The sequence below is a fragment of the Glycomyces sp. NPDC048151 genome (assembly GCF_043202775.1).
Lineage (GTDB): Bacteria > Actinomycetota > Actinomycetes > Mycobacteriales > Micromonosporaceae > Glycomyces.
In genome coordinates this window covers 504,447-525,605 of sequence record NZ_JBIDBB010000004.1, presented here as the reverse complement: position 1 = coordinate 525,605, position 21,159 = coordinate 504,447, and the positions used below count along the sequence as shown (strand labels likewise).

Annotated in this window: 37 protein-coding genes; 36 read left to right on the top strand and 1 reads right to left on the bottom strand. The window is 67.6% G+C overall.

What is annotated here, in order from left to right; genetic code table 11:
- Positions 1 to 65 precede the first annotated feature (65 nt).
- The 32 genes from ACGGCP_RS12300 to ACGGCP_RS12145 all read left to right on the top strand — a co-directional run bounded on the left by ACGGCP_RS12300 (position 66) and on the right by ACGGCP_RS12145 (position 19,359).
- Entirely contained in the window at positions 66 to 530 is a 465-nt protein-coding gene (locus ACGGCP_RS12300) for a DUF4326 domain-containing protein (RefSeq protein WP_392964821.1), read from the top strand.
- Positions 527 to 841 (top strand): hypothetical protein, encoded by a 315-nt coding sequence (locus ACGGCP_RS12295; RefSeq protein ID WP_392964818.1) that lies wholly within the window; start codon positions 527 to 529, stop codon positions 839 to 841. Before ACGGCP_RS12300 ends, ACGGCP_RS12295 begins: the two co-directional genes overlap by 4 nt.
- Positions 838 to 1,383 (top strand): hypothetical protein, encoded by a 546-nt coding sequence (locus ACGGCP_RS12290; RefSeq protein WP_392964815.1) that lies wholly within the window; start codon positions 838 to 840, stop codon positions 1,381 to 1,383. The genes ACGGCP_RS12295 and ACGGCP_RS12290 overlap by 4 nt, the downstream gene beginning before the upstream one ends.
- A complete protein-coding gene (locus tag ACGGCP_RS12285; protein WP_392964813.1) occupies positions 1,383 to 1,793 on the top strand; it encodes a hypothetical protein in 411 nt (136 codons plus the stop codon). Before ACGGCP_RS12290 ends, ACGGCP_RS12285 begins: the two co-directional genes overlap by 1 nt.
- Entirely contained in the window at positions 1,793 to 2,320 is a 528-nt protein-coding gene (locus ACGGCP_RS12280) for a hypothetical protein (RefSeq protein WP_392964810.1), read from the top strand. The genes ACGGCP_RS12285 and ACGGCP_RS12280 overlap by 1 nt, the downstream gene beginning before the upstream one ends.
- A complete protein-coding gene (locus ACGGCP_RS12275; protein WP_392964807.1) occupies positions 2,310 to 3,191 on the top strand; it encodes a DUF433 domain-containing protein in 882 nt (293 codons plus the stop codon). Before ACGGCP_RS12280 ends, ACGGCP_RS12275 begins: the two co-directional genes overlap by 11 nt.
- Positions 3,188 to 3,853: a hypothetical protein gene (locus ACGGCP_RS12270; RefSeq protein WP_392964804.1), complete on the top strand. Its 666-nt coding sequence runs from the start codon at positions 3,188 to 3,190 to the stop codon at positions 3,851 to 3,853. Before ACGGCP_RS12275 ends, ACGGCP_RS12270 begins: the two co-directional genes overlap by 4 nt.
- Positions 3,853 to 4,209 (top strand): hypothetical protein, encoded by a 357-nt coding sequence (locus tag ACGGCP_RS12265; RefSeq protein ID WP_392964801.1) that lies wholly within the window; start codon positions 3,853 to 3,855, stop codon positions 4,207 to 4,209. The genes ACGGCP_RS12270 and ACGGCP_RS12265 overlap by 1 nt, the downstream gene beginning before the upstream one ends.
- Entirely contained in the window at positions 4,209 to 4,799 is a 591-nt protein-coding gene (locus tag ACGGCP_RS12260; RefSeq protein ID WP_392964799.1) for a hypothetical protein, read from the top strand. Before ACGGCP_RS12265 ends, ACGGCP_RS12260 begins: the two co-directional genes overlap by 1 nt.
- Complete coding sequence (locus tag ACGGCP_RS12255; RefSeq protein WP_392964796.1) at positions 4,792 to 4,968, top strand: hypothetical protein; 177 nt, start codon at positions 4,792 to 4,794, stop codon at positions 4,966 to 4,968. The genes ACGGCP_RS12260 and ACGGCP_RS12255 overlap by 8 nt, the downstream gene beginning before the upstream one ends.
- Complete coding sequence (locus ACGGCP_RS12250; RefSeq protein WP_392964793.1) at positions 4,961 to 5,215, top strand: hypothetical protein; 255 nt, start codon at positions 4,961 to 4,963, stop codon at positions 5,213 to 5,215. Before ACGGCP_RS12255 ends, ACGGCP_RS12250 begins: the two co-directional genes overlap by 8 nt.
- Positions 5,212 to 5,523, top strand: a complete 312-nt coding sequence (locus ACGGCP_RS12245) for a hypothetical protein (RefSeq protein WP_392964791.1) — start codon at positions 5,212 to 5,214, stop codon at positions 5,521 to 5,523. Before ACGGCP_RS12250 ends, ACGGCP_RS12245 begins: the two co-directional genes overlap by 4 nt.
- Positions 5,520 to 5,708: a hypothetical protein gene (locus ACGGCP_RS12240; RefSeq protein ID WP_392964789.1), complete on the top strand. Its 189-nt coding sequence runs from the start codon at positions 5,520 to 5,522 to the stop codon at positions 5,706 to 5,708. Before ACGGCP_RS12245 ends, ACGGCP_RS12240 begins: the two co-directional genes overlap by 4 nt.
- Before the next feature lie 161 nt (positions 5,709 to 5,869).
- Positions 5,870 to 6,142: a hypothetical protein gene (locus ACGGCP_RS12235; protein ID WP_392964786.1), complete on the top strand. Its 273-nt coding sequence runs from the start codon at positions 5,870 to 5,872 to the stop codon at positions 6,140 to 6,142.
- Positions 6,139 to 6,627 (top strand): hypothetical protein, encoded by a 489-nt coding sequence (locus tag ACGGCP_RS12230; protein ID WP_392964784.1) that lies wholly within the window; start codon positions 6,139 to 6,141, stop codon positions 6,625 to 6,627. The genes ACGGCP_RS12235 and ACGGCP_RS12230 overlap by 4 nt, the downstream gene beginning before the upstream one ends.
- A gap of 59 nt (positions 6,628 to 6,686) precedes the next feature.
- Entirely contained in the window at positions 6,687 to 7,379 is a 693-nt protein-coding gene (locus ACGGCP_RS12225; RefSeq protein WP_392964781.1) for a hypothetical protein, read from the top strand.
- A gap of 38 nt (positions 7,380 to 7,417) precedes the next feature.
- The gene (locus tag ACGGCP_RS12220) at positions 7,418 to 7,789 is read left to right on the top strand and encodes a hypothetical protein (RefSeq protein ID WP_392964779.1); all 372 of its coding nucleotides are present in this window, start codon (positions 7,418 to 7,420) and stop codon (positions 7,787 to 7,789) included.
- Positions 7,783 to 8,388, top strand: a complete 606-nt coding sequence (locus ACGGCP_RS12215) for a DUF6221 family protein (protein WP_392964776.1) — start codon at positions 7,783 to 7,785, stop codon at positions 8,386 to 8,388. The genes ACGGCP_RS12220 and ACGGCP_RS12215 overlap by 7 nt, the downstream gene beginning before the upstream one ends.
- A gap of 18 nt (positions 8,389 to 8,406) precedes the next feature.
- A complete protein-coding gene (locus ACGGCP_RS12210) occupies positions 8,407 to 8,718 on the top strand; it encodes a hypothetical protein (protein ID WP_392964774.1) in 312 nt (103 codons plus the stop codon).
- Positions 8,719 to 8,841: 123 nt separating this feature from the next.
- Entirely contained in the window at positions 8,842 to 9,066 is a 225-nt protein-coding gene (locus ACGGCP_RS12205) for a MerR family transcriptional regulator (RefSeq protein WP_392964771.1), read from the top strand.
- The gene (locus ACGGCP_RS12200; RefSeq protein WP_392964768.1) at positions 9,063 to 9,326 is read left to right on the top strand and encodes a hypothetical protein; all 264 of its coding nucleotides are present in this window, start codon (positions 9,063 to 9,065) and stop codon (positions 9,324 to 9,326) included. The genes ACGGCP_RS12205 and ACGGCP_RS12200 overlap by 4 nt, the downstream gene beginning before the upstream one ends.
- A gap of 713 nt (positions 9,327 to 10,039) precedes the next feature.
- Complete coding sequence (locus tag ACGGCP_RS12195; RefSeq protein WP_392964765.1) at positions 10,040 to 10,510, top strand: hypothetical protein; 471 nt, start codon at positions 10,040 to 10,042, stop codon at positions 10,508 to 10,510.
- A complete protein-coding gene (locus ACGGCP_RS12190) occupies positions 10,491 to 12,119 on the top strand; it encodes a hypothetical protein (protein ID WP_392964763.1) in 1,629 nt (542 codons plus the stop codon). The genes ACGGCP_RS12195 and ACGGCP_RS12190 overlap by 20 nt, the downstream gene beginning before the upstream one ends.
- A gap of 10 nt (positions 12,120 to 12,129) precedes the next feature.
- The gene (locus ACGGCP_RS12185) at positions 12,130 to 13,617 is read left to right on the top strand and encodes a phage portal protein (RefSeq protein WP_392964760.1); all 1,488 of its coding nucleotides are present in this window, start codon (positions 12,130 to 12,132) and stop codon (positions 13,615 to 13,617) included.
- On the top strand, positions 13,553 to 15,505 hold the full coding sequence (locus ACGGCP_RS12180; RefSeq protein ID WP_392964757.1) for a hypothetical protein: 1,953 nt from the start codon (positions 13,553 to 13,555) through the stop codon (positions 15,503 to 15,505). The genes ACGGCP_RS12185 and ACGGCP_RS12180 overlap by 65 nt, the downstream gene beginning before the upstream one ends.
- 47 nt (positions 15,506 to 15,552) lie before the next feature.
- Positions 15,553 to 16,164, top strand: coding sequence for a hypothetical protein (locus ACGGCP_RS12175; protein WP_392964754.1), 612 nt, complete (start codon positions 15,553 to 15,555; stop codon positions 16,162 to 16,164).
- Positions 16,165 to 16,203: 39 nt separating this feature from the next.
- On the top strand, positions 16,204 to 17,424 hold the full coding sequence (locus ACGGCP_RS12170) for a DUF5309 family protein (protein WP_392964753.1): 1,221 nt from the start codon (positions 16,204 to 16,206) through the stop codon (positions 17,422 to 17,424).
- Positions 17,425 to 17,434: 10 nt separating this feature from the next.
- Positions 17,435 to 17,635, top strand: a complete 201-nt coding sequence (locus ACGGCP_RS12165) for a hypothetical protein (protein ID WP_392964751.1) — start codon at positions 17,435 to 17,437, stop codon at positions 17,633 to 17,635.
- 3 nt (positions 17,636 to 17,638) lie between these two features.
- The gene (locus ACGGCP_RS12160) at positions 17,639 to 18,190 is read left to right on the top strand and encodes a hypothetical protein (protein WP_392964750.1); all 552 of its coding nucleotides are present in this window, start codon (positions 17,639 to 17,641) and stop codon (positions 18,188 to 18,190) included.
- Complete coding sequence (locus ACGGCP_RS12155) at positions 18,187 to 18,582, top strand: DUF6093 family protein (RefSeq protein WP_392964747.1); 396 nt, start codon at positions 18,187 to 18,189, stop codon at positions 18,580 to 18,582. The genes ACGGCP_RS12160 and ACGGCP_RS12155 overlap by 4 nt, the downstream gene beginning before the upstream one ends.
- Positions 18,579 to 18,962 carry a hypothetical protein gene (locus ACGGCP_RS12150; protein ID WP_392964744.1) on the top strand — a complete coding sequence of 128 codons (384 nt, stop codon included), beginning with the start codon at positions 18,579 to 18,581 and terminating at the stop codon, positions 18,960 to 18,962. Before ACGGCP_RS12155 ends, ACGGCP_RS12150 begins: the two co-directional genes overlap by 4 nt.
- Positions 18,955 to 19,359, top strand: a complete 405-nt coding sequence (locus tag ACGGCP_RS12145) for a DUF3168 domain-containing protein (RefSeq protein ID WP_392964742.1) — start codon at positions 18,955 to 18,957, stop codon at positions 19,357 to 19,359. Before ACGGCP_RS12150 ends, ACGGCP_RS12145 begins: the two co-directional genes overlap by 8 nt.
- Here the strand turns inward: ACGGCP_RS12145 and ACGGCP_RS12140 are convergent.
- On the bottom strand, positions 19,356 to 19,601 hold the full coding sequence (locus ACGGCP_RS12140; protein ID WP_392964739.1) for a hypothetical protein: 246 nt from the start codon (positions 19,599 to 19,601) through the stop codon (positions 19,356 to 19,358). The two genes, ACGGCP_RS12145 and ACGGCP_RS12140, sit on opposite strands and share 4 nt — an antisense overlap.
- An 81-nt stretch (positions 19,602 to 19,682) precedes the next feature.
- Between ACGGCP_RS12140 and ACGGCP_RS12135 the strand changes: the two genes are divergently transcribed.
- The 4 genes from ACGGCP_RS12135 to ACGGCP_RS12120 all read left to right on the top strand — a co-directional run bounded on the left by ACGGCP_RS12135 (position 19,683) and on the right by ACGGCP_RS12120 (position 21,159).
- Positions 19,683 to 19,820, top strand: coding sequence for a hypothetical protein (locus tag ACGGCP_RS12135; protein WP_392964736.1), 138 nt, complete (start codon positions 19,683 to 19,685; stop codon positions 19,818 to 19,820).
- A 3-nt stretch (positions 19,821 to 19,823) separates the two neighbouring features.
- Positions 19,824 to 20,306, top strand: a complete 483-nt coding sequence (locus ACGGCP_RS12130; protein ID WP_392964733.1) for a hypothetical protein — start codon at positions 19,824 to 19,826, stop codon at positions 20,304 to 20,306.
- Positions 20,306 to 20,758, top strand: a complete 453-nt coding sequence (locus ACGGCP_RS12125; RefSeq protein ID WP_392964731.1) for a hypothetical protein — start codon at positions 20,306 to 20,308, stop codon at positions 20,756 to 20,758. Before ACGGCP_RS12130 ends, ACGGCP_RS12125 begins: the two co-directional genes overlap by 1 nt.
- Positions 20,759 to 20,889: 131 nt before the next feature.
- On the top strand, positions 20,890 to 21,159 hold the full coding sequence (locus tag ACGGCP_RS12120; protein WP_392964728.1) for a hypothetical protein: 270 nt from the start codon (positions 20,890 to 20,892) through the stop codon (positions 21,157 to 21,159).

Below are 21,159 nucleotides of genomic sequence, written 5' to 3'. Positions count from 1 at the left end.
CCGCAATCTCTCGGCCGCGCCGAGGCCCTCACCCAGATCAACAACGCACGAAGGGAAGCAAACCGATGAGCACCCTGACCACACCGAAGCGGGTGCGGATCACCCGCACCCGAGACGCCGACGGGAAGACCTGGCGGGACCTGAACCCGGACGCCGTGATCGTTGACCGGCGCACCGTGTTCGGCAATCCGTTCCGGGTCTACCGCTGCGACTGCTGCGGCCACTGGGACGTGATCGACGACAACGGCGTGTCCCACCACGTCGACCACGCCGCTGCCCGGGGCGAGAAGGCGACCATGGGCATCGTGCTCGACCCGGGCCCCTCGCCCTCGGACGAGCTGCAGCACCGCGCGGCGATCGTCCACGCGGTCGACCTGTTCGAGCAGGACATCGAGTGGGGCTCGGCGGCGTTCACTGCCGACCAGGTGCGCACCGAGCTGGCGGGCAAGGATCTCGCCTGCTGGTGCGAGCCGGATGCGCCGTGCCACGCGGATGTGCTGCTGCGGGTTGCGAACGGGGCCACCCGATGAGTGATCTCACCCCAGCCGAACACGCCGCCGCCGAGGCGCTGGCGCGGGACTTCAACATCAACCACGGTGACGGCATCCAACGTCTCCGGCCGGACGACTTCGAGAGCGAAGCTCGCGCGGTGGTCGCCGCAGCGAGGCCGCTGATCGCCGAGGAAGCGCTCCGCGAGGCATCCGCATACCTCCTCGAACACCGCCGAGACAACGACGGCGCCTACGACTTCTGGCGGATGTACGAGGCAGGCGGCCCCGAGTGGCTCGTCAGCCGTGCCGTCGCCGCCCGCCCTTCCACCTCTGAGGAGACCAACCGATGACCGACCACGAGCTGTGGGACGACCAGTCCCCTGAACGCGACCCCGACTACGAATACGAGACCCACATGTCCGAGGACTACGCCAACGACCCGAAGCCCGCGCAGGCCGCCGAGTGGATCAAGACGTTCACCAACTCGGTGACGCCGTTCGTGCTCCGCCGCACCGAGGACGTCACCGGCGTCTCCGGCACCGGGGTCGTCGCCGACGGGGTGATCTTCCCCGACATGAAGACCGTGACCCGCTGGCGCGGCGGCACGTCCGGGATCGCCCAGACCTGCGTGTGGGATTCCCCGCACCACGTCAAGCGGATCCACGGCCACAACGGCGCGACCGAGATCGAGATGGTCCCTGTCGGCGACCTGATGAAGGCGCTGCTCGCGGCGCTCGCAGTCGAGCAGACCGATCCCGAGTCGGTGGCTGAGGAGGACCGGGACGCGCAGCGGGGCTGGAACGAGGCCGTCTGGCACCTCCAGGACGAGATCTGCATGGCGTTGTCGTTCTCGTTCAACACGTTCGGGCCCGGCTCCAAGGAGGAGTCCTGATGATCGACCACCTGCTGACCGTCGAAGTCGACACCGAGTACGCCGAGCGCTTCCCGGACGCCGAAGCACAGCACCGCTGGGGGATCACCTGCCTGTACCCCGACCAGTGCAAGGGCTGGCAGGAGTGCAACAAGACCCACGAGGCCAACGGCGTCAGCGCCGCCAACGGCCCGTACGACGCCGAAGAAGGCGCGCCCTGGGACGGCCTGGATGAGTTCGAGTTCCACGGCCAAGAGCACAAGTGGGTCGACTACCACGGCTGGACCGTCCCCTATGTGGGGTGCGTCGTCCAGGGAAACGACGTCGAGGTGCCCGACGAGCTGCGCCCGCTCCGACCCGGCAAGTGGATCGTCGAGGACGACTGGGACGACGACCTCTGCACGCTGACCGTCGTCCGCGAGGAGTCCTGATGTCCTCTGTCCCGCCCGCAGACCGGGCCGCCGAGATCCGCGCGCGCCTCGACGCCGTCAGCACTGGACCGTGGTCCACCGAGTACAACGACTACGGCGACGAATGGTGGTTCGGTGGCTCAAGCGGGGACGGCGAAAACGTGCTGTCCTTCGGCGATGACGACTGCGGGGTCCTCGCCGGGAGGCACCGCTCCGAAGCCGCCTTGATCGCCAACGCCCCCACGGACCTCGCGTACCTCCTGGGGCGCGTGGAGGAGCTGGAGGGACAGCGCGGTGCGGTCGGCGCCCTGCACGTCCGCGAACGGCGCTACACCGACCCGGACGGCAACGGCTCCTGGACAACCGCGGCCCGCTGCTCCGCCGAAGCCGACATTCCTATGGCGGAGGTCGAGCACTTCGACATCTGCGCTCACTGCGGCGAGCTGGAGATGTCCTTTTCAGTGCCCATCGCCGACTACATGGACGCGATGTGGCCGTGCGCTACCGCGAAGGCCCTCGGACTCGGGGAGGCCACCGATGAAACCTGAACCGACGCGCGCCGAGGAGATCATCGGCCCCGACACCCGCTGCCCGTGCGGCCAGTCCGCCGAGGGCCACCCCTCGGGCTACTGCTCGTACGACTGCTTCAACGATTTCGAGATGGGCGGGCGGCCTGCGGAAGCGCCCCGTCCGCCCGCTGTGGAGCCCGTGGCGGCTCCCGCAGCCGAGATCCGGGGTACGGGAGACCGAAACCCGCACGCGCGTCCTGAGGCCGTCGAATACTGCTGCCCGCAGTGCGACCGTTGGGCTGAGTGGACCGACGGCCTCCAGGCCTCGGACGGCGAGGACCTCGACGAGTTCTGGTGCCAGACCTGTGGCGCGCAGACCTCGTTGGACGACATGGACTCCCGACCGGCCCTGATCCCGGCGGCCCTCGTGGAATCCCACCCGGGCATCCGCGGCGGCGAGCCCGTCATGCGCGGCACCCGCGTTCCCGCCGCCGACGTCGCCGGGCTGCTCCACGACGGACTCCCCTGGAGCAACATCCACGAGTACTACCCGTCCATCCCGGTCCCCGAGGGCACCATGTGCACCGGCCGCCAATGTGACTGCTTCGCCGACCGCACGACGGCCGCCCTGGAGCCTGCCGCCGCCGCGGTCTTCAAGGCTCTCTGCGGCTTCAACTCCGACTACGCGCACGGCTACGACAACGCCGACGAGATGGCCGTCCTCGCCGCCGACGCCGCCCGCCCCGTCCACCTCAGGGAGGCCGCGGACTCGCTCGACCAGATCGCCGATGCCGCCACCGCCCAAACCCCGGAGTGGTGGGCAGGCGTGGCCTACGCCGCGACCCTCCTGCGCCACACCGCCGACGACCTCGACGACGCCCTCACCGACACCGAAGGGACCCACCAGTGACCACCGAACCCACCCAGCCACTCACCGGCGAGGAGCTGGACGCCATCCAGCAGCGCACCAGCGCGCACGGCCGTGGCGGCATCTACGGGTACGTCATCAACGACATCGAGTACCAGGGGAACTGGGTGCACGACATCCGCCTTCTCCTCGCCGAGGTCGACCGGCTGAAGGACCAGCGCTCGCACGCCCGCCGCCGCTACCACCAGCTCCGTCAGGAATTGGACGAGGCTCACGGAGAGGTTGCTTTCCACCACTCGTGGGACGGCCTCATGGCCCTTGTGGAGCAGCACTACCCGGAGAACATCTTCCCGACCATCGCGGGGCCGGACCAGCGGGACCCAGGCCCCCGGATCGTGTCCCTGGTCCGGTGGGTCGACCGGCTCCGTGCCGAGCTGGCCGACAGACCCAGCCGCCGGGATCTCCTCGTCACCGAGGAGATGCTGCGCCAGGTCGAGCTCAACAAGCACAAGGCCGAGACTGCTCTGGCGGCCGTGACCGGCGAACGCGACACGCTCGCCGCCGCCCTGGACCAGTTCCGCTCGTTTCCGGACAACCCGGGACCCGGCACATGGTCCACCAGCTACCGCATGGGGTACGGGGACGCGGGCCGTGATGTCCGCGCCATCGCCGCCGCTCTCGGTGAGGACGGAGGCAGCGAGTGATGGCCCTCGTCCAGCCCGACCTGTTCGGCGAGTGGGAGGCGCGGCAGGAACGCGACCGGGCCGCGGCCCTCCCAGCCACCTGCCCCTGCTGCGGCACCGAGGAACCCAACTCCTACCTGCTGCTCATCAACCACGGCATCGAAGAAGACGGCACCGTCTACGGGGCGCCGCGAGGAGAGCACCCGATCTTCGAGGACCGGTGCGCCGCACAGGACCTCACCCGGAACCACATCTGGTACGCCGTCACGCACGGCCTGGACGAGCTGGCGCGCGACGTCGCCCGGGGCCGCGAACTCGGCCTCGACACCGACGCGATCATCGCCGAGGCACGAACCGAGCTGGGCGGGGGCTCCTGATGGGCACCGAGCAGACCACCGAGGCGCGGTTCGCGCAATACCTCACCGCCCGCGACCAGGAGCGCCGCGACGCTCGAAACGCCGCCATCCGCGCGATGACCGAGGACGAGCGGAAGCTCCTCCACAACGCCGCCGTCATGGGCTTCGTCCACGGCAACATGCACGGCGAGGTCCACCGAGGCGACTTCCACAAGTTCCCAACCGACCTCGACATCATCGTCCGCGTCCTTGACGCCTGCACCACCCAGGAAGACAGGTCCTACCCGTTCCTGGCCCCGCTGATGAAGACCGGCGCACGAGCCCGGGTCACGTGGGCGCACGTCGGCAAGGCCGCTCGTGCTGCCGGGTTCACCGCCGAGGTATGGATGCCCGGCGAGGTCCACTGGGGCCGCCGCAACCCGAACGGATTCATCGAGCACCAGCACGGATGGTGCAGGGCCCGACGCCGATCCGGCCGACTCGTCATCGACATCTACGGACCGGCGGACCACGAGGACGCGGCAAGCTCAGCTCGCTTGGTCGACCCGATCCCGGCACGCCTCCTCACGATCGCGCGCGCCCTCGGCCTCGGAGGTGAACCCGATGCGTGACGTCCTCGCGCACCTCGGCCTGCTCGCGCTGTCGGCCGTCATCGCCGTCGCTGTCGGGTTCCTCGACGAGCCGGTGTTCGGCACCCAGATCCCCTGGTGGGTGTGCGCGCTCATCGGCTTGGCCGTCGTGTACGGCGGGCTCGTGGTCGTGGTGGTGGCCGATGAGTGAGCCCTGGAAGCCCGCCCCGCAGCCGCCGTGCACCGAGCCGTGCTGCACCGGGGAGTTGTTCGCTGGCCTCGGAACCAACACCACCGCCTACCGCGACGACCCCGGGCTGCGCACCTGCGGCGTCACCGGCTGCGGCCACTGCCCGCCCGTCACCGATCCCGCGCTCCGGCAGTGGATCACCGACACCGACCCTGCCCCCGCCGAGTACCCCGGGGACCGCCTCTACTACGGAAGGCACCTCGCATGACCCAGACCCACCGGCCAAAGCCGACCTTCATGACTGTCTGCGACCTGTGCGACGAGGAGATCCCCGAAGGCCGACCCGATGAGGGCGGATCACTCACCGATGGGTGGATCGCCCGCAAGGTCGAGATGCCACGCACCAAACGCGTTTGGCTGCTGTGGCCGCCAGACCTGCGCAAGCGCCGCCAATCATGGGAGGAGCAGCAGAAGCCCGAGAACCGGCAGCGCCGCTACGACTTCCACGCGGACTGCATCCTCCACCTCGTCGAAGACGCTGTCCAGCAACGACTCGGCACGAAAGGAACCACATGAACGACATCGTGACCCTGACCATCGAGGCCGCCTTCCTGGCGGTCAGCATCGCCTTCTGCTACCGGGCCCGCCACTGGGCGCTCCGCGCCGAGAGCGACGCGAAGCGCACCAAGACGGCCGCGGCCGCCGCGAGAACGCACAAGGACGCCATGATCGCCCGCGCAATCGAACTGCGCAACCAGTAGACGACCCGGCGCGGGTCCGGCACCCGCGCCCCACCCAACGAAAGGAACGACATGACCATCCGATCCTGCGAGAACTGCTACGGCGAGTACGACGACGCCGAGGACGGCGCCGACGGACTCTGCGAGGACTGCTACAGCGACCAGTTCGAAGAGGAGGACCAATGAGTGACCTAAAGCGCACCTGTCCCGGATGCAACTCTTGGTCATCCAGCATCGGCATTGCATGGCGCAACGGAGACCCGTGCCCAAGCTGCGGGCTCTCGGCCGCGGCTGCTGCAGAAATCGACGAGATCCGCGACAAGCGCGGCAATGACGAGCTGAAGGAACGGCTGGAGAAGGCCCTCCTTGAGCGGGATGCAGCCCTCAGAGAGGTCAGCCGGATGTACGAGCAGTTCAGCGTGATCCTCGATGCCGTTGAGGAGATCAAGCGATGAGTGACCGCATCAACGACGTCCTGGCAGCGATCGACGCCCAGACCGCGCTCTGCATCTGCGGCCGGGAGATCCCCGAAGGCGGCGCGTCCCTCGACTACTGCTCACCCGCATGCCAGTACGGGTACACCGGTCCCCGGGACCGCTACCGGCTCGGCCACGGCCTCCCCGACGGGCCCACCCTCAACCAGCAGGTCACGGCTGCCCTCGAACGCACGCAGCCGTACCAGTCCGACGGCGACACCATGCGATGGACGCCGACCATGGCCGACAAGATCCGCGACTTCATGAAAGCCACAACAGGACAAGACCTCCACCCTTGGCAGGCGCAGCTCGCCGCAGACCTCCTGGAAGACCGCAGGCGCCGCGCTGAACAGCCACCGGACGAGTACCCGCCGCCGCCCGACTCGATGGCAGCCGATCTCGCCAGGATCCAACGCAACCTCGATGCCGTCACCGACGAGATCTTCACCGGACTCAACGAATAGACGCTTACACATGCACTGCCCGAACTGACACCATCGATCGTCCACATCACGGGGGAACCATGAACACCAACCGCAAATGCGTCCTCTGCGCCGCCTACGGGCAAGAACCCGTCCACTACGAGCACGCCCACGCCTGCTTCCCGTGCCGAGACCGGTTCCGCCACCACCTGAACGGCATCGCCGAGCAGTGGCTGCTCCTCGACCCCACCCCCGGCGGGACCGCGAGCGAGAAGGTCACCGGGTCAAGGGAGGCCCCGATCGGCGCCCGCGTCGATGTCCTCGACCAGCTCCTTCCCGTCGGCCCCTACACGGACGCACCGATCCGGGATCTCTACCGGGACCAGGTGGGAGAGACACCAGCCGCCGCCGTCCTCGACGCGATCGCGAAGGAGTGGCTGGAGGTCCGGCGCGAACGTGGCCTCCGCGAGCACCGTCCTGTCCCGACCGTCGTCAACCTGTGCGCGTGGCTCACGGACCGGTTGGACTGGGCGTGCGAACGCCTCCCGGACTCCATCGGCGACAACGCCACCGAGATCCGGGCCCTCTGCGGCAGGTTGCACGCGTTGAACGGCAACACCCGGAGCCGCGACCCCGAGCCGCTGCCCGCCACGCCCTGCAAGAAGTGCGGGCACATCGCACTCGTTCGCGTCGACACCCAAGTGGTGTGCACCAACTGCTCCCAGTACTCCGGAGCGTGGGTGGACGCGATCGCTGACGCGGTGACCCGAATGACCGACCAACAGGCCGCATGACCTGCGTGAACTGTCTTGCCAGTATGGGAGAATGAAGGATGACCGACCAGCAGTCCTACCCGACACCTGAACGGGTCCGATGGCTCATGGAGCTCCGGGCGTACATCATCGAACTCGGGCTCGTCCCGTCCAGCATCATCAAGATCCGTGAGATCCAGGACCGGTTCGAGCGTTTCGAGTTCACGTTCACCGACGGTCGCACCATGACCCACCCCGGCCCCGAACACCTCTCTCCTGACCAGAGGCGATCTATCACGAACGCGGGCCGCGACATCGAACAGATCTGGAACCAACTCCACGACGTTCCCGGCCTGAGACCGAAGGACTGGCCGCCGCTCCCCCCGGACTACCGGGACACGATGCAGAGCGAAGTCATTTTCCGCGTCATCGGCAGACTGGAGCAGTGGTGACCCTCTCCATCGTCGACTTTCTCCGCGAACGAATCCAAGAGGACGAGGACGCAGCGAACCTCATGGCGAAGTACTACCCGCCGCCGTGGGACGTGTACGACCGAGGCTGGATGGCCCGCGTCTACGGCGGAGACCCGTTCTGGGAAGTCACCTGCCTTGAGCAAGGTCCGTGGGCCGAGGACGGAACACCTGACCTCGGAGGGATCATCGAGCACGTCGCCCGCCACGACCCTGCCCGTGTCCTCCGCGAGGTCGCGGCCAAGCGGGCGATCATCCAGCGCGAGTCAAGGGTCGACCTGCCTGAGTGGACGCCCGACTGCGGCGGCGACTGGTGCCTCAGCGGCCCCGGGTTCTTCGCGAACTACTGGCCCGACAACACCGTCAGTGCCAGCATCGGCGGCGAAGAAGGTCCCGGGATCGCAGCCTCCGGCATCGTTGCCAGGGAGACCCGAACCGCCTGCCAAGCGTTCGCTGAAGACTGGATCCGCCAGCACCTGCCTGAAGCAAATGCGACCCTCCGGCGCCTCGCCGCCGTCTACAGCGACCACCCCGACTACCGGTCTGAGTGGGCACCTGAAACCAGCCCAGAGACCGACTAACAGCCCTACCATCAGGGCATGGACCAACACGATCAGCTACTGGAAGGCAACCTCTACTGGGCTGACCGGCACATCCTGACCGGACGCATCGAATGGCTGTTCCAGGGAGGGAACTACGCAGCCATCAGACTGCACGTCAACCCTCTGACCAAGCAACAAGTCGACCTCATCGGAGACGCCCACCTTGGCCTGAAGCTTGCCTTCCAAATCGGTGACACCCACTACGGCCTCGAAGAGGGAACCATGCGCATCGATGCCGGGCTGCGGCCAGGAGCGGAAGAGGTCATGATCTTCTCCACCGGAGACGACGGATGGAAACTCAACTTCTGAACCAGTCTCCTTGACACTGTAAACATCTCGCGTTACCATCGACCTAGACAGCTGTGCTGTGCCCTGAACACGACCAACCCCGCCCCTCGCCAGGCGGGGTTTCGTCATATCCGGGAGGCGACCATGTTCAACCCCAACGAACCCGTCACCCCCAAAGCCGTCGCCCACTGGTTCGGTATCACCCCCCAAGCCATCCACAACTGGGCCCGACGCGGCTACCTCACCCCCGCCGACCACAACGGCCCACGCAACGGCGCACGCTACAGGCTCGCCGACCTCCGCGAAGCCGAAATGAAAGCCCGAAGCCAGACGCAACGGTCACGACGACGCAAGCTCGTAACCGCATGAACCACCACCTCCCACCTTCCCTGCGCATCCTCGACGACCTCGCAGCCCTCGCGCTCTCACACGCGGAACGTCTCCTCGACGGCATCCGCCACCGGCACGCCATGCAAGACCTCCCCGCCGACGAGATCTCTCTACACCAGGACGAACACTGCCTCTGCCGCCCCGACGTCGAACTCATGCCCAACCACGTCGACGGCGCCTACTGGATCGTCAGCCACGTACCCATCCTCGACTACGAAGACGCCGAACACGAAGACTGAGGGAGCAGGCATGAACAACTGCCCCTACTGCTTCCGCCCTGAAGGATGGGACGCCTGCCCCATCCACAAGGACCACCACGGCTAGCCCATGCCCCGCGCTAAACGCCCCTGCTCCGTACCCGGATGCCCCACACCAGTACCCGTCGGCACCTCCCGGTGCCCCACCCACACCCGGCAGGCAGACCAGGCCAGGGGTACCGCAGCACAGCGAGGCTACGGACACCGACACACCAAGTACTTCAGGCCAGCAGTACTCCAGCGTGACCCCATCTGCACCTGCCCACCAGACCACACTGCACACGAGGGCAGGCCATGCACCCACTGGTCCACCATCGCCGACCACCACCCCAAGAGCAGACGCGACCTCGAAGCACTCGGCCTCGACCCCAACGATCCCAAGCACGGCCGGGGCCTATGCACCCCATGCCACAACCACCACACCGCCACCACCCAGCAAGGCGGATGGAACAACAGCGACCAGACCAGCTGACCCCGAACAGCCATCGAACCACATCAATCGATCGTCACACACAGTGACGAAAACCCGGGGGGAGACCCCTCGACCGGCAGGGGCCCGGACCGCCGGGGAGGGCGCTGCCTGGTCCGGCAGGTTCAAATTCCAGACCCGGTTACCCAAAGTGACAACCATCCAGGTCGGTGCGATGCCGTCCTGCGACCCTGAGTGCCGTGCGATGCGGCCGAAGGAGACCACCATGGCTAGTGGAGGCGCACGCATCCGCTCGGGCCCGCAGCCCGATCCGAACTCGCTTCGCGGGGCCTCTCGGGCGGCATTGCGGGTGTTGCCGGCGAAGGAGTTCAACCGGGCGTACCCGAAGGTCCCGCTCCCGGACGCGACGCCGCGCGAGGTGGCGTTGTGGAACGCGGCGTGGAAGTCTCCGCAGGCGTGGGCGTGGATCGAGGAGTCCTGGCGGTGGCAGACCATCGCTCTGTGGGTGCGTCGGTCCGCGATCGCCGAATCGGGGGATGCGACGGCCGCTGACGTGGCGGCGATGATCCGCCTGGGCGACCAGATCGGGATGACGCCCGCGGGGTTGAAGGAGAACGGCTGGACGATCGGCGGGCAGAAGGCCTCGGCCAGCCAGGATGAGTCGAAGCCTGACGCTCCGGCGGCACCGTCGTCGAAGTCGCGCTTCAAGGTCATCAATGGCACTGGCGCGGCCTGAGTATGTCGTCGACTTCCCGACGTTGTGGATCGTCCCGGACTGGATTCAAGCGCACTGCCTAGTCCCGGACGGGTTCCAGCGGGGGAAGCCGTTCGACCTCTACGACTGGCAGCTTTGGTGCCTGGTCAACCACTACCGGATCAAACCTGGTACGCCGTGGATACCGGAGCGGCCGATTCTGGCCCCGGCGTTCCACAACCGCCGCAGCCTGATTGTCGCCCCACAGAAGACCGGTAAGGGCCCGTGGTCGGCGGCGACGGTCTCTGCGGAGGCGGTCGGGCCGGTGGTGTTCGCGGGCTGGGCGGTCGGCGGCGAGGTGTACCGGTGCGAGGACCACGGGTGTGGTTGCGGCTGGGTGTACGAGTACGAGCCGGGCGAGCCGATGGGCATGCCGTGGCCGAAACCGCTGATCCAACTGCTCGCGACCGCTGAGGACCAGACCGACAACATCTTCGGGCCGCTGCAGGAGATGATCCGGCTCGGCCCTTTGGGTGAGCAGATGCGCGTGGGCGAGCAGTTCATCCGCATCTCCAATGGCGGCCGGATCGACACGGTGACGGCCTCCGCGCAGGCTCGCCTCGGCAACCCGATCCATCACGCCATGATGGACGAGTCGGGCCTGTACAACGACACGAACAAGCTGCGGAAGGTCGCGGAAACGATGCGGCGCGGCCTCGCCGGTATGGGCGGCCGGTCGATCGAGACGACGAACCCGTGGGACCCGTCCGAGGACTCGGTGGCGCAACGCACGTTCGAGTCGAACGTGAAGGACATCTTCAAGTTCTACGAGCCGCCGCCGGAGCAGTGGTCGTTCAAGAACAAGGTCGAGCGGCGCAAGATCCTCCGCTACGTCTACACGGGCTCCAAGCACGTCAACATTGACGGCATCGAGGCTGAGGCCTTGGAGCTCATGGAGAAAGACGCCGCACAGGCGGAGCGGTTCTACGGGAACCGGATCGTGTACGGCGCGGGCCACTGGCTCGAAACCGTCGAGTGGAAGCGCCGCGCGGCACCGAAGGCAGTCGAGGACGGCACCGCGATCGTGCTCGGCTTCGACGGCTCGGACACGGAGGACTGGACCGCCATCAGGGCGGAGACCGAGGACGGCTACCAGTTCACCCCCACCTACGGGGATGGGCTGCCGACGATCTGGAATCCTGCCGACCACGGCGGGCAGATCCCGCGGCTCCAGGTTGCTGCGGCGGTCGAGGAGCTCATGGACCGTTTCCAGGTGGTGCGCATGTACTGCGACCCGTGGTGGTGGTCGACGGAGATCGACAACTGGTCCGCGATGTACGGGGACGACATCGTGTTCCGTTGGGCGACGGGCCGGATCACGCAGATGCACGCCGCCGCCGAACGCCTGCACGTGGATATCACGAAGGACGAGGCGACCTGGTCGCACGACGACTGCCCGATCACGAAGCTTCATGTCCAGAACGCCCGCAAGGCACCTCGCACGATGAACCGGTACGTCCTGGAGAAGCCTTCACCGACGCAGAAGATCGACGCCTGCGTGACCTCCATCCTGTGCCATGAAGCGGCGTGTGACGCGACCGCCGCCGAGCTGTGGCCCGAAGCCGACCAGTACGTGATCGTCATGCGATGAGGAGGTGCCCGTGACCTACCCGACCACACCTGACGAATGGGTCCTGTACCTCCAGCGGCTGCACGACACCGAACTGCCTTCCCTGGAGGGCCTGGACGCCTACTACGAGGGCGAGCAGCCGCTCACCTACATGAACCCGGAGATCCTCGCGGAGGTCCAGGACCGGCTCAAAGCCGTGATCATCGGCTGGCCGCAGCTGGTGGTGGACGCGATCGAGGAACGCCTGGACATCACCGGGTTCCGTCTTCCTGGCGCCACGGGCGCTGACGAGGACCTGTGGAAGGTCTGGCAGTACAACGACCTCGACGAGCAGGCCCCGCAGGCGCATGTGGACGCCCTCGCCTTGTCTCGTTCGTATGTGACGGTCGGCAGCCGTGAAGGCAGTGACATTCCGTTGGTGACTGCGGAGTCGCCGCTGGAGCTGTTCGCGGCGATCGACCCGCGAGACAGGTCCGTCCGGGCCGCGCTGCGGCGCGTCAACCAGCCTGAAGACCTCGCGCGGGTCGCTGAACGCACCGCGACGCTGTACCTGCCGGACGAGACGATCTGGTACGACTGGTCGGGCGGCGCCTGGAAGGAAGTCGACCGCGACGAGCACAAGCTGGGCGAGGTCCCGGTGACGCCGATCGTGAATCGGCCGCGCCTGCGCCAGGCACGAAAGACGCGCACGAACGCCTACCAGCTCCGGTACGGACGAAGCGAGCTCGCATCGGTGCTGCCGCTGTCGGACGCGGCGAACAAATTGGCGACGGACATGATGGTCGCCGCCGAGTTCGTCGCGATCCCGCAGCGCGGGTTCCTCAACGTCGGCCCGGACAAGTTCCGCGACGGCAACGGCAACCAGCTCTCCCCCACCCAGGTGCTCATGGGGCAGCTCCTCGCCATCCCCGGTAAGGGCACTGACGCGAAAACGTTCGAGTTCTCCACGGCGGACCTGAACAAGTTCATTCAGGCGATCAACGCGCTCGCGCATGTCGTCGCGGCGATGGCGGGCCTGCCGCCCCAGTACCTCGGGTACGCGTCCGACCAGCCCGCCTCGGCGGATGCGATCCGGTCGGCCGAGTCCCGGTTGATCAAGCGGGCGGAGCGGAAGCAGGTCGCGTTCGGCGGCTCGTGGGAGCGGGTCATGCGTCTCGTACGGCGCTTCCAGGACCCCTCCTCCAAGGACGACCCCGCGCTGCACCGCATGGAGACGATGTGGCGCAACGCCGCCACACCCACGATCGCGCAGGCCGCGGACCGGGCTATCAAGCTGTATGCGGCGCCTGCCGGGCAGATGCCGATCGTCCCGCTCAGGCAGACCCGCGAAGACCTCGGGTACACGGACGTCCAGATCTCCCGCATGGAGGAAGAGGACGAGAAGGCCCGCCAGCAGGACCCGGTGGCGGCGCTGGGCCGTGCACTGGACATGAACTCGACGAACGGCACCGGCGATGACGGAGGCGCAGAGCCTGCTGGGGATCGCGCACCGCAGACAGCGCCTGCTGAAGGCGACTAGCTCGACGGCGACCGCTGAGGCGAAACGCCTGTGGCGGCTGGTCGAGACCGGGAACATCCGCTCCTCCTGGGCGGCGCAGGTCCCCAGGCTCCTGACCGTGGTGGCCGCCTCGCAGCTGTTGGCCGGGCAGACCGCGGACGGGTACATCGCGGCCGCACTGAACGAGCAGGGCATCGAGCGTGAACCGGACGGGGTCATCAACCCTGAAGGGCTCGTGGGTGTCGCGTCGGACGGGCGGCCGCTGGACACCCTGTTGATGCAGCCGACAGTGACGACGTTGACCGCGATCTCCGAAGGCGCCGCCCTGGAGGCAGCGCTCTCGCAAGGCCTCGCGGCCCTGTTGACGATCGTCGCAACCCAAGTGGAGGACGCGTTCCGGGTCGCCGGGACCATCTCTGGCGCCACCCGGGGCGTCCAGATGTACACCAGGGCCCTGTCCCCTCCGTCGTGCTCCCGCTGTGTGGTCCTCCTCGGCGAGGTCTCCTCGTGGCGGACCGCGTTCAAACGCCACCCCAGGTGCCTTCCGGCGGGGGCGGTGGTGTCAGGGCCTCAGTTCGAGGCGACCACGAGGCGGTGGTACGAGGGGGAACTCGTTGTCCTCACGACCGCGAGCGGCCAGGAGCTCCCCCTGACCGGTAATCACCCGGTACTGACACGTCGCGGGTGGGTTCCGGCGAACCTCCTCGATGTAGGCGATGAGGTAGTCCGCAGCACCAGGCCCGAGGGCGCTACGCCCCTCGTAATCCCAGACCATCACGAGATGCCATCCCTCATCGAGGATGTATGGGGTTCGTTCAGTGTGGATGGTTTTAGCCGCGTGCCATCCTCCCCCGAGGACTTCCACGGCGACGGGCAGCACGGCCAGGTCGACATTGCAGACTCCGATGGCGCGTTGTCGCGTCGGTTGCAGACCGCGTTCGACGAGCAGGTCGTGGAGCAGGGTTTCGCCTTCGCTTTGGGCGGCTCCGGCGGACTCAACAGCGAGTGCATGCCGGAGTTTGTCAATCTGGCTGGAGCGGCGCATTCGTGCCGCACGGTTGGCCGCAGCGGCTTGCTTCTTCCGTTCAGCGCTGGTCATCTGGCTGGCCCTGACTACACCAGCTTCGCTGGTTCCTCGTCGTTCGATGCCAGATTCCTTCAGCAGACGCGAGATTACCTGCCGGGAGACCTGGTATTGGCGGCTCAGCGCGAATTCGCTAGCCCCGGATTCGTAGGCGGCGGCGATCGCTTCGGCGGGCAGGTCGTTGCGGATGCGGCGAGGTGGGATGCCCCTGGCGACGCGTTCTCGGTGGAATCGCGTGCTGGATACGCCAGTCGTGGACAGGATCTGTTGGATCGGCTCTCCGACCAGGTAGAGCTGGATCGCATTGTCGAGCTTCGCAGGGTCCACTGGAGCGGTCACGTTTACAACCTCAGTTCCTCAGAGGGTTGGTACAGCGCTAACAATCTCATTGTATCAAACTGCGACTGCATCCAAGTGCCGCTCGGCTCCCAGGACACCGACGCGGTAACGGACCCCAACGTGTACTTCGATTCACTCTCCCGCGCCGAACAGGACCGGGTGTTCACCGTCGCGGGCGCGCAGGCGATCCGCGACGGCGCCGACCTCCGCAGGGTCGTCAACGTCCGCCGCCGGGCCGCGGGCTTGTCCGTCGCCGACTCCATCCCCGGCGCCCGCAGGGCCTTGCAGCGGGTTGAGCTGGCGAACGGCCTCAACGTCCCCGTCACCTACTCGGGGCGCAAGAACGACCGGCGTGTCCAGCTCATGCCGGAAGCCATATATGAGATCGCACGCGACAGGGAGCACGCGCTTCAACTGCTCGCCGCCAACGGCTACATCACCGAGGACTGGCGCGCCCGCCTGTTGCGGACGCGCGGCTTCGTGTAGCCGCCCATTGCCCGGCGCGATGCCGGGCCCGACCTGGAGAGACCGCGATGGCCGACCCGGACAACACCAACCAACCGTCGGCGCCTGCCGACCCGACCCAGCAGCCGGGCGACCCGGCCGCGAACCCTGCCGCGGGCGACCCGCAGCCGCAGGACGAACCGCTCGGCGAGGGCGGCAAGAGAGCCCTTGAGGCCGAACGGAAGGCCCGCTCCGAACTGGAGAAGCAACTCAAGGACCTCAGCGACACCTACGCGCCGTTGAAGGGCCTCGTGGAGGCGATCCGCGGCGGCAAGCAGGGCGTGGCCGACGAGGACAAGACCGATGTCGAACGGCTCCGCGAAGAGCTCGAATCGATCCGCGCCGAAGCCGACCAGGAACGGCTCTCACGGCTCCGCCTGGAAGTCGCCACCGAAGCCGGGCTCACCGCCCAGCAGGCCGCCCGGCTCCAGGGCACGACGCGGGAAGAGCTCGCCGCCGACGCCGCGGCACTCAAGGAACTATTCCCCGCCGTCCAGGAGGGGCCGCGCCGTCCCGCGCCGGACCCGACACAGGGCGGCCGAGGCGCACCGCCAGACCTGCAGACCCAGATCGCCGCCGCCGAGAAGGCAGGCGACTGGCAGCAGGCGATGGCGCTCAAGAACCAGATGTTGATCAACTAGGCAGGCCCGGCCTGCCCAAACACCAAGGAGGACACCAGCATGGCTGGTATCACCGGGCAGGGCACGACTTTCAACCTGCCGAACTACGTGGGCGAGTTGTTCGCGATCACGCCCACCGACACGCCGTTCCTGTCCGCGATCGGCGGGCTCACCGGCGGCGAGAGCGTCAACCACACCCTGTTCCAGTGGCAGGGCTACGACCTCCGCGACGCGTCGGCGACCCGGCAGCGCCTGGAGGGTGCGAACGCCCCCACCGCTGAGGAGCGGACCCGTTCGAACGTCGTCAACGTCGTCGAGATCCACCAGGAAGCCGTCGAGGTCTCCTACACCAAGATGGGCGCCACCGGCCAGTACAACTCGACCGGCTCCTCGCACGCGGGCGCCGTCGGGATCGCCGGGTCGAACCCGATCGCCGACGAGCTCGGCTGGCAGATCACGCAGGCGCTCACCCAGGTGGCGCTCGACATCAACAAGTCGTTCATCACGGGGACGTTCAACAACCCGTCGACGAACGCGACCGCCCGCCGCACCAAGGGCATCATGGAGGCCACCTCCACGAACGTGTCCACCCAGGGCGGCGCCGCGGTCGGTACGGCCACGATCGAATCGGACACTGAGGTGTGGACGATCACCGGCCACGGCCTGGCCGTGGGCGACGAGATCGTCATCACCACGCCCACCGGCGGTGCCGACGGCGTGCTGGTCGAGAACCAGCTCTACTACGTCGCCACCGTCCCGGACCCGAACACGTTCACCGTGTCCGCGCGCGCGGGCGGCTCCGCAATCGCGTTCGCGACCGACGGCGGCGCGGTCGTGTACGAGCCGACCCCGCTCACGGAGGCGCTCGTCCTCGACCTCATGCAGCTCGCGTGGGAGAACGGCGGCCTCTCCGGCGGCCTGGGCACGGTCCTGTGCAACGCCACCATGAAGCGGGCGCTCACGAAGCTGTTCATCACCGACAAGAACTACCAGGAGCAGACCCGCAACATCGGCGGTGTCGCTGTGCAGACCATCGAGACCGACTTCGGTCGCCTGAATCTGATGCTGGAGCGGCACATGCCGACCGCGGCCCTCCAGATCGTGTCGCTCGGGGAGTGCGCCCCGGTGTTCTTCCCGATCCCTGACAAGGGGTTCCTGTTCGTCGAGGAGCTCTCGAAGGTGGGCGCCTCGGAGAAGCGGCAGATGTACGGCGAGGTCGGCCTCAAGTTCGGCAACGAGCGTCGCCACGCGAAGATGCTGCGCGTCGGCGCCGCCGCCTAAGGGGGCAGTCATGCGCTTCACGTGCTCGCGCTTCCCCGTCGGGGAGGTGCCGATCCGCACCAAGGCCGGTGTCGTCATGTTCGTTGACGGCACCGCCGACGTCGAAGGCGACCTCGCCGCGGCCCTCAAGGAAGTCCCGGGCTCGTTCGGGATCTCCTGGGAGGAGCCGAAGAAGCCAGTCAAGAAAGCGACCCCGAGGTCGAAGGGGTAGGCGATGGCGGCGCTGGCGACCGAGGCTGAACTGGAGCTGCTCACCGGGCAGCAGATCGACTCCGACAAAGCCGCACTGCTGTTGAACACGGCGAGCGGTGTCGTGCGGGGCGCGGTCGGCCAGACGCTCTCCCAGGTGGTCGACGACGAGTTGACCATCATGGGCACTACGAGCGTCTGGCTTCAACTGCCCGAATCGCCGGTCACCGCTGTCGCCTCCGTCGAACTGGACGGGGACGCGCTCACTGTCGGGGACGACTACAAGCGGTTCGGGGACCGGCTGTGGAGGGGCACGGGCTGGCGCCCGTGCCCGTCCGAGCCGACCGCCGTCACCGTCGTCTACACGCACGGGTGGGCCGCCGGGGACTGGCACCTGGAGACCGCAAGGTCGATGGTGCTCACCTTGGCGGCGAACAAGCTCGCGAACCCGACATCGGCGGTCTCGGAGTCCATCGACGACTGGCGGGTCCGGTACGCCGTCACCGCCGAAGACCTCCCTGATGCCGCGCGCGCGAACCTGCTGGACGCGTACGCGGGGAAGGCGGGGAACTGGTGAGCCTCGAAGGCGCGCTCGCGCGGGGCCGTGCCGCAGCGGAGGCGATCATGGTCGACTCGTGCACGATCCGGCGCCGCACCGGCACCACCACCAACCCGGACACGGGCGCGGTCACGCCGACCTACTCGGTGCTGTACACGGGGAAGTGCCGTGTACAGACCAGCGGGAACTGGGGCGAGGCGAGGGACGTCGGCGAGGCCGCCCTGGTCCTGTTGACACTCCAGGTGCAGTTGCCGATCGCTGTTGTGGGCCTGCAGAAAGCCGACGAGATCACGATCGACGCGTCCGTGCACGACCCCGATTTGGTCGGCCGTGTCGTGCGCATCAAGGACCTGCACCACAAGTCCCATGCGACCTCACGGCGGGTCATGTGCACGGAGGTGACCGGGTGATCGACATTGATGACTCCGAGATCCGCGCCTACATCACCGAGCTCGGGCGCCTTCCGAAGGACCTCCACGACGAGGTCGTGAAGGTCGGGGAGAAAGCCGCCCTGAACATCAAGAAGGACTGGGCCCGGGCCTGGTCCGGGCACGCCCATATTCCGGCGTTGCCGGGGGCGGTCAACTACGACCGGCGTATCCGCGGCAACGAGATCGAGTGGGAGATCGGGCCCGACAAGTCCCGCCCACAGGGCCCTTTGGGGAACATCATCGAGTTCGGGACGGTGAACAACCCGCCGATCCCCGGCGGCCTCCCCGCCCTGGACCGTGAGGCCCCGCGCCTGGAACGGTACCTCGGCGACGCCGTTGAGGACGTGCTCGGTGCCTAGCCCTGTCGCGCAGCCCGCGGCCGCCGCGTTCCTTGCCCTGCTGGGCACGAACGTGAACCTGACCGTCGTCGACGGTGACGTCCCGAACGAACAGGACCCGCCCTATGCGGTCGTGTACTTCGCGGGCGGGCATGACGGCGGCGACAACCTTGCCCGCTCGTCGAACGAGGCCACGATCCGCGCCTACGTCCACTCGGTCGGCAACACCGCGGCCGCGGCCCGGATCGTCGCCGGGCAGGCCGCCGCGACCCTCCTCGACGCACGGTTGACCGTGTCGGGCTGGGCGTGCGGGCCGATCCGCCGCGAGCTGACGAACCCGCCGAAGCGCGACGAGTCTACGGGCGTCGCGGTCATGGACCAGATCGACGTCTACCTGTGGCGGATGGCTGCTGCTTAGTCCTTGTCGAACGCCTTGCGGACCGAATGCGCTGCGGCGGCGATCGCCACCACTACGGCACCGGCCGATGCGACGACAACACCGGACAGTTGCCCGGTCTCGTTCGTCAGGTTCTCCATGAACGGGTTCGGGTCGAAGTCGGTGCTGGCGATCAGCACGGACACGCCGACGGCGACAAGTGCTGCGCCGAGCAGATAGACGAGGGCAAATCGGCTCATCGGGGCCTCTCTCTTGGGGTTCAACCCCTCACCGTACCTGCGGCCACGCCGCTCCACATCGGCCGAACGTGCCGTTTCGTAACCACATGAACACCAGGAGCACTCATGTTCGTCAAGTTGTGCCACCCGAAGACGGGTGGCGAATGGATGTGCCCGGAGGCCGCCGTCGAGGCGTGGCTGGCGAAGGGCTGGAAGAAGGCCGACGCACCCGCGGCGGCGCCGACCACCGGGAAGGACAAGTAAGCCATGGGCGACATCATTGTCGACGGCACCGTCAAGGTTGCCTACGTGCCGACCATCGCCGCGCTCGCCGCGCCGACCACGACCGAGATCAACGCCGGCGACGACATCGACGGGTTCATGACCGCCGACGGCCTGGTGGGTTTCGAGCCGGAGACCGCCGAGGTGGACACCACGGCCCTGTCGTCCACGTTCGACACGAAGCGGCCCGGCCGCGCCAGCTTCAGCGGCACGATGCTGCGCATCAAGAAGCAAACCGGCACCGACACCACCTACACCACCTTGGTGCGAGGCGTGGAGGGCTACATCGTGGTCCGCCGGTACACCGCCGCGTCCGCCGCGTGGACGGCTGCCGACAAGGTCGCGGTGTACCCGATCCAGTGCGGTGAGCGCCGCGACCTCGCCCCTGAGGCGAACACGACCGCCCGGTACGAAGTGCCCACGATGATCACCAGCTCCCCGTCGCTGAACGCCGTGGTGGCCGCCTGATGGCAATTGAAGCTGTCAAGAAGGCGAAACTCCCCGAGAAGGTCGTCCCGGTGTGCCTCGACGCGTCCGCGATCGAGGCCTACCGGGAGGCCGAGCAGGAAGCCGCCCGCGCCGCTGCGGACTCCCTCGGCGGGAAGATCACCGTCCCCGAAGAGCTCGCGACCGCGGTCGAGGCGGCCACGATCCGGTTCACGATGCGAGGCCTTCCACGCAAGCAGTGGACTGAACTGCTCAAGTCGCACCCACCGCGCAAGGACAACCTCGAAGACCGCAAGGTCGGGTTCAACGAGGACACCCTGTATGAGGCGCTGGTCCGCAAGTGCATCGTCGACCCGGTCCCCACCGACGAAGAGTGGGAGCAGATCGACGAGGCCTTGACGCAAGGCGAGTGGACTCGCCTGGTCACAGTGGCGCAGACCCTGAACCTGATCGGTTCGAAACTCCCTTTCTAGCGGAGCGGCTCCACGAATCAGCCGAGCTCAGAACGAAAGTCGAGACTGCCCGCACCCTCGGCATCAGCCTCAAACGGTTCGACGGCTGGGAGCCCCGCGCCTACTCGTGGCGCGAGAAACGCGACGGCCGCATGGTTACCGTCACCGAACGCGAAACCGAATGGGACGACGAGCAGCAGGACTGGATGCTCGCCCTCGCACTCGCCGAGGCCGACGAATGCCCCGGCTGCCACGGCCGCTTCTCTGAGACGACGCTCCCGGAGAACGACGGCAGGTACCTCCCCGACGACCCCGCCCGGTGCCACCGGTGCACCGCGCTGGCGATCGGCGCCGACCAGATCCGGGACCGCAAGAGCCCGCAGCCGCAGGCCCTGTTTCCCAGAGTGAAAGAGCGGGGGTGA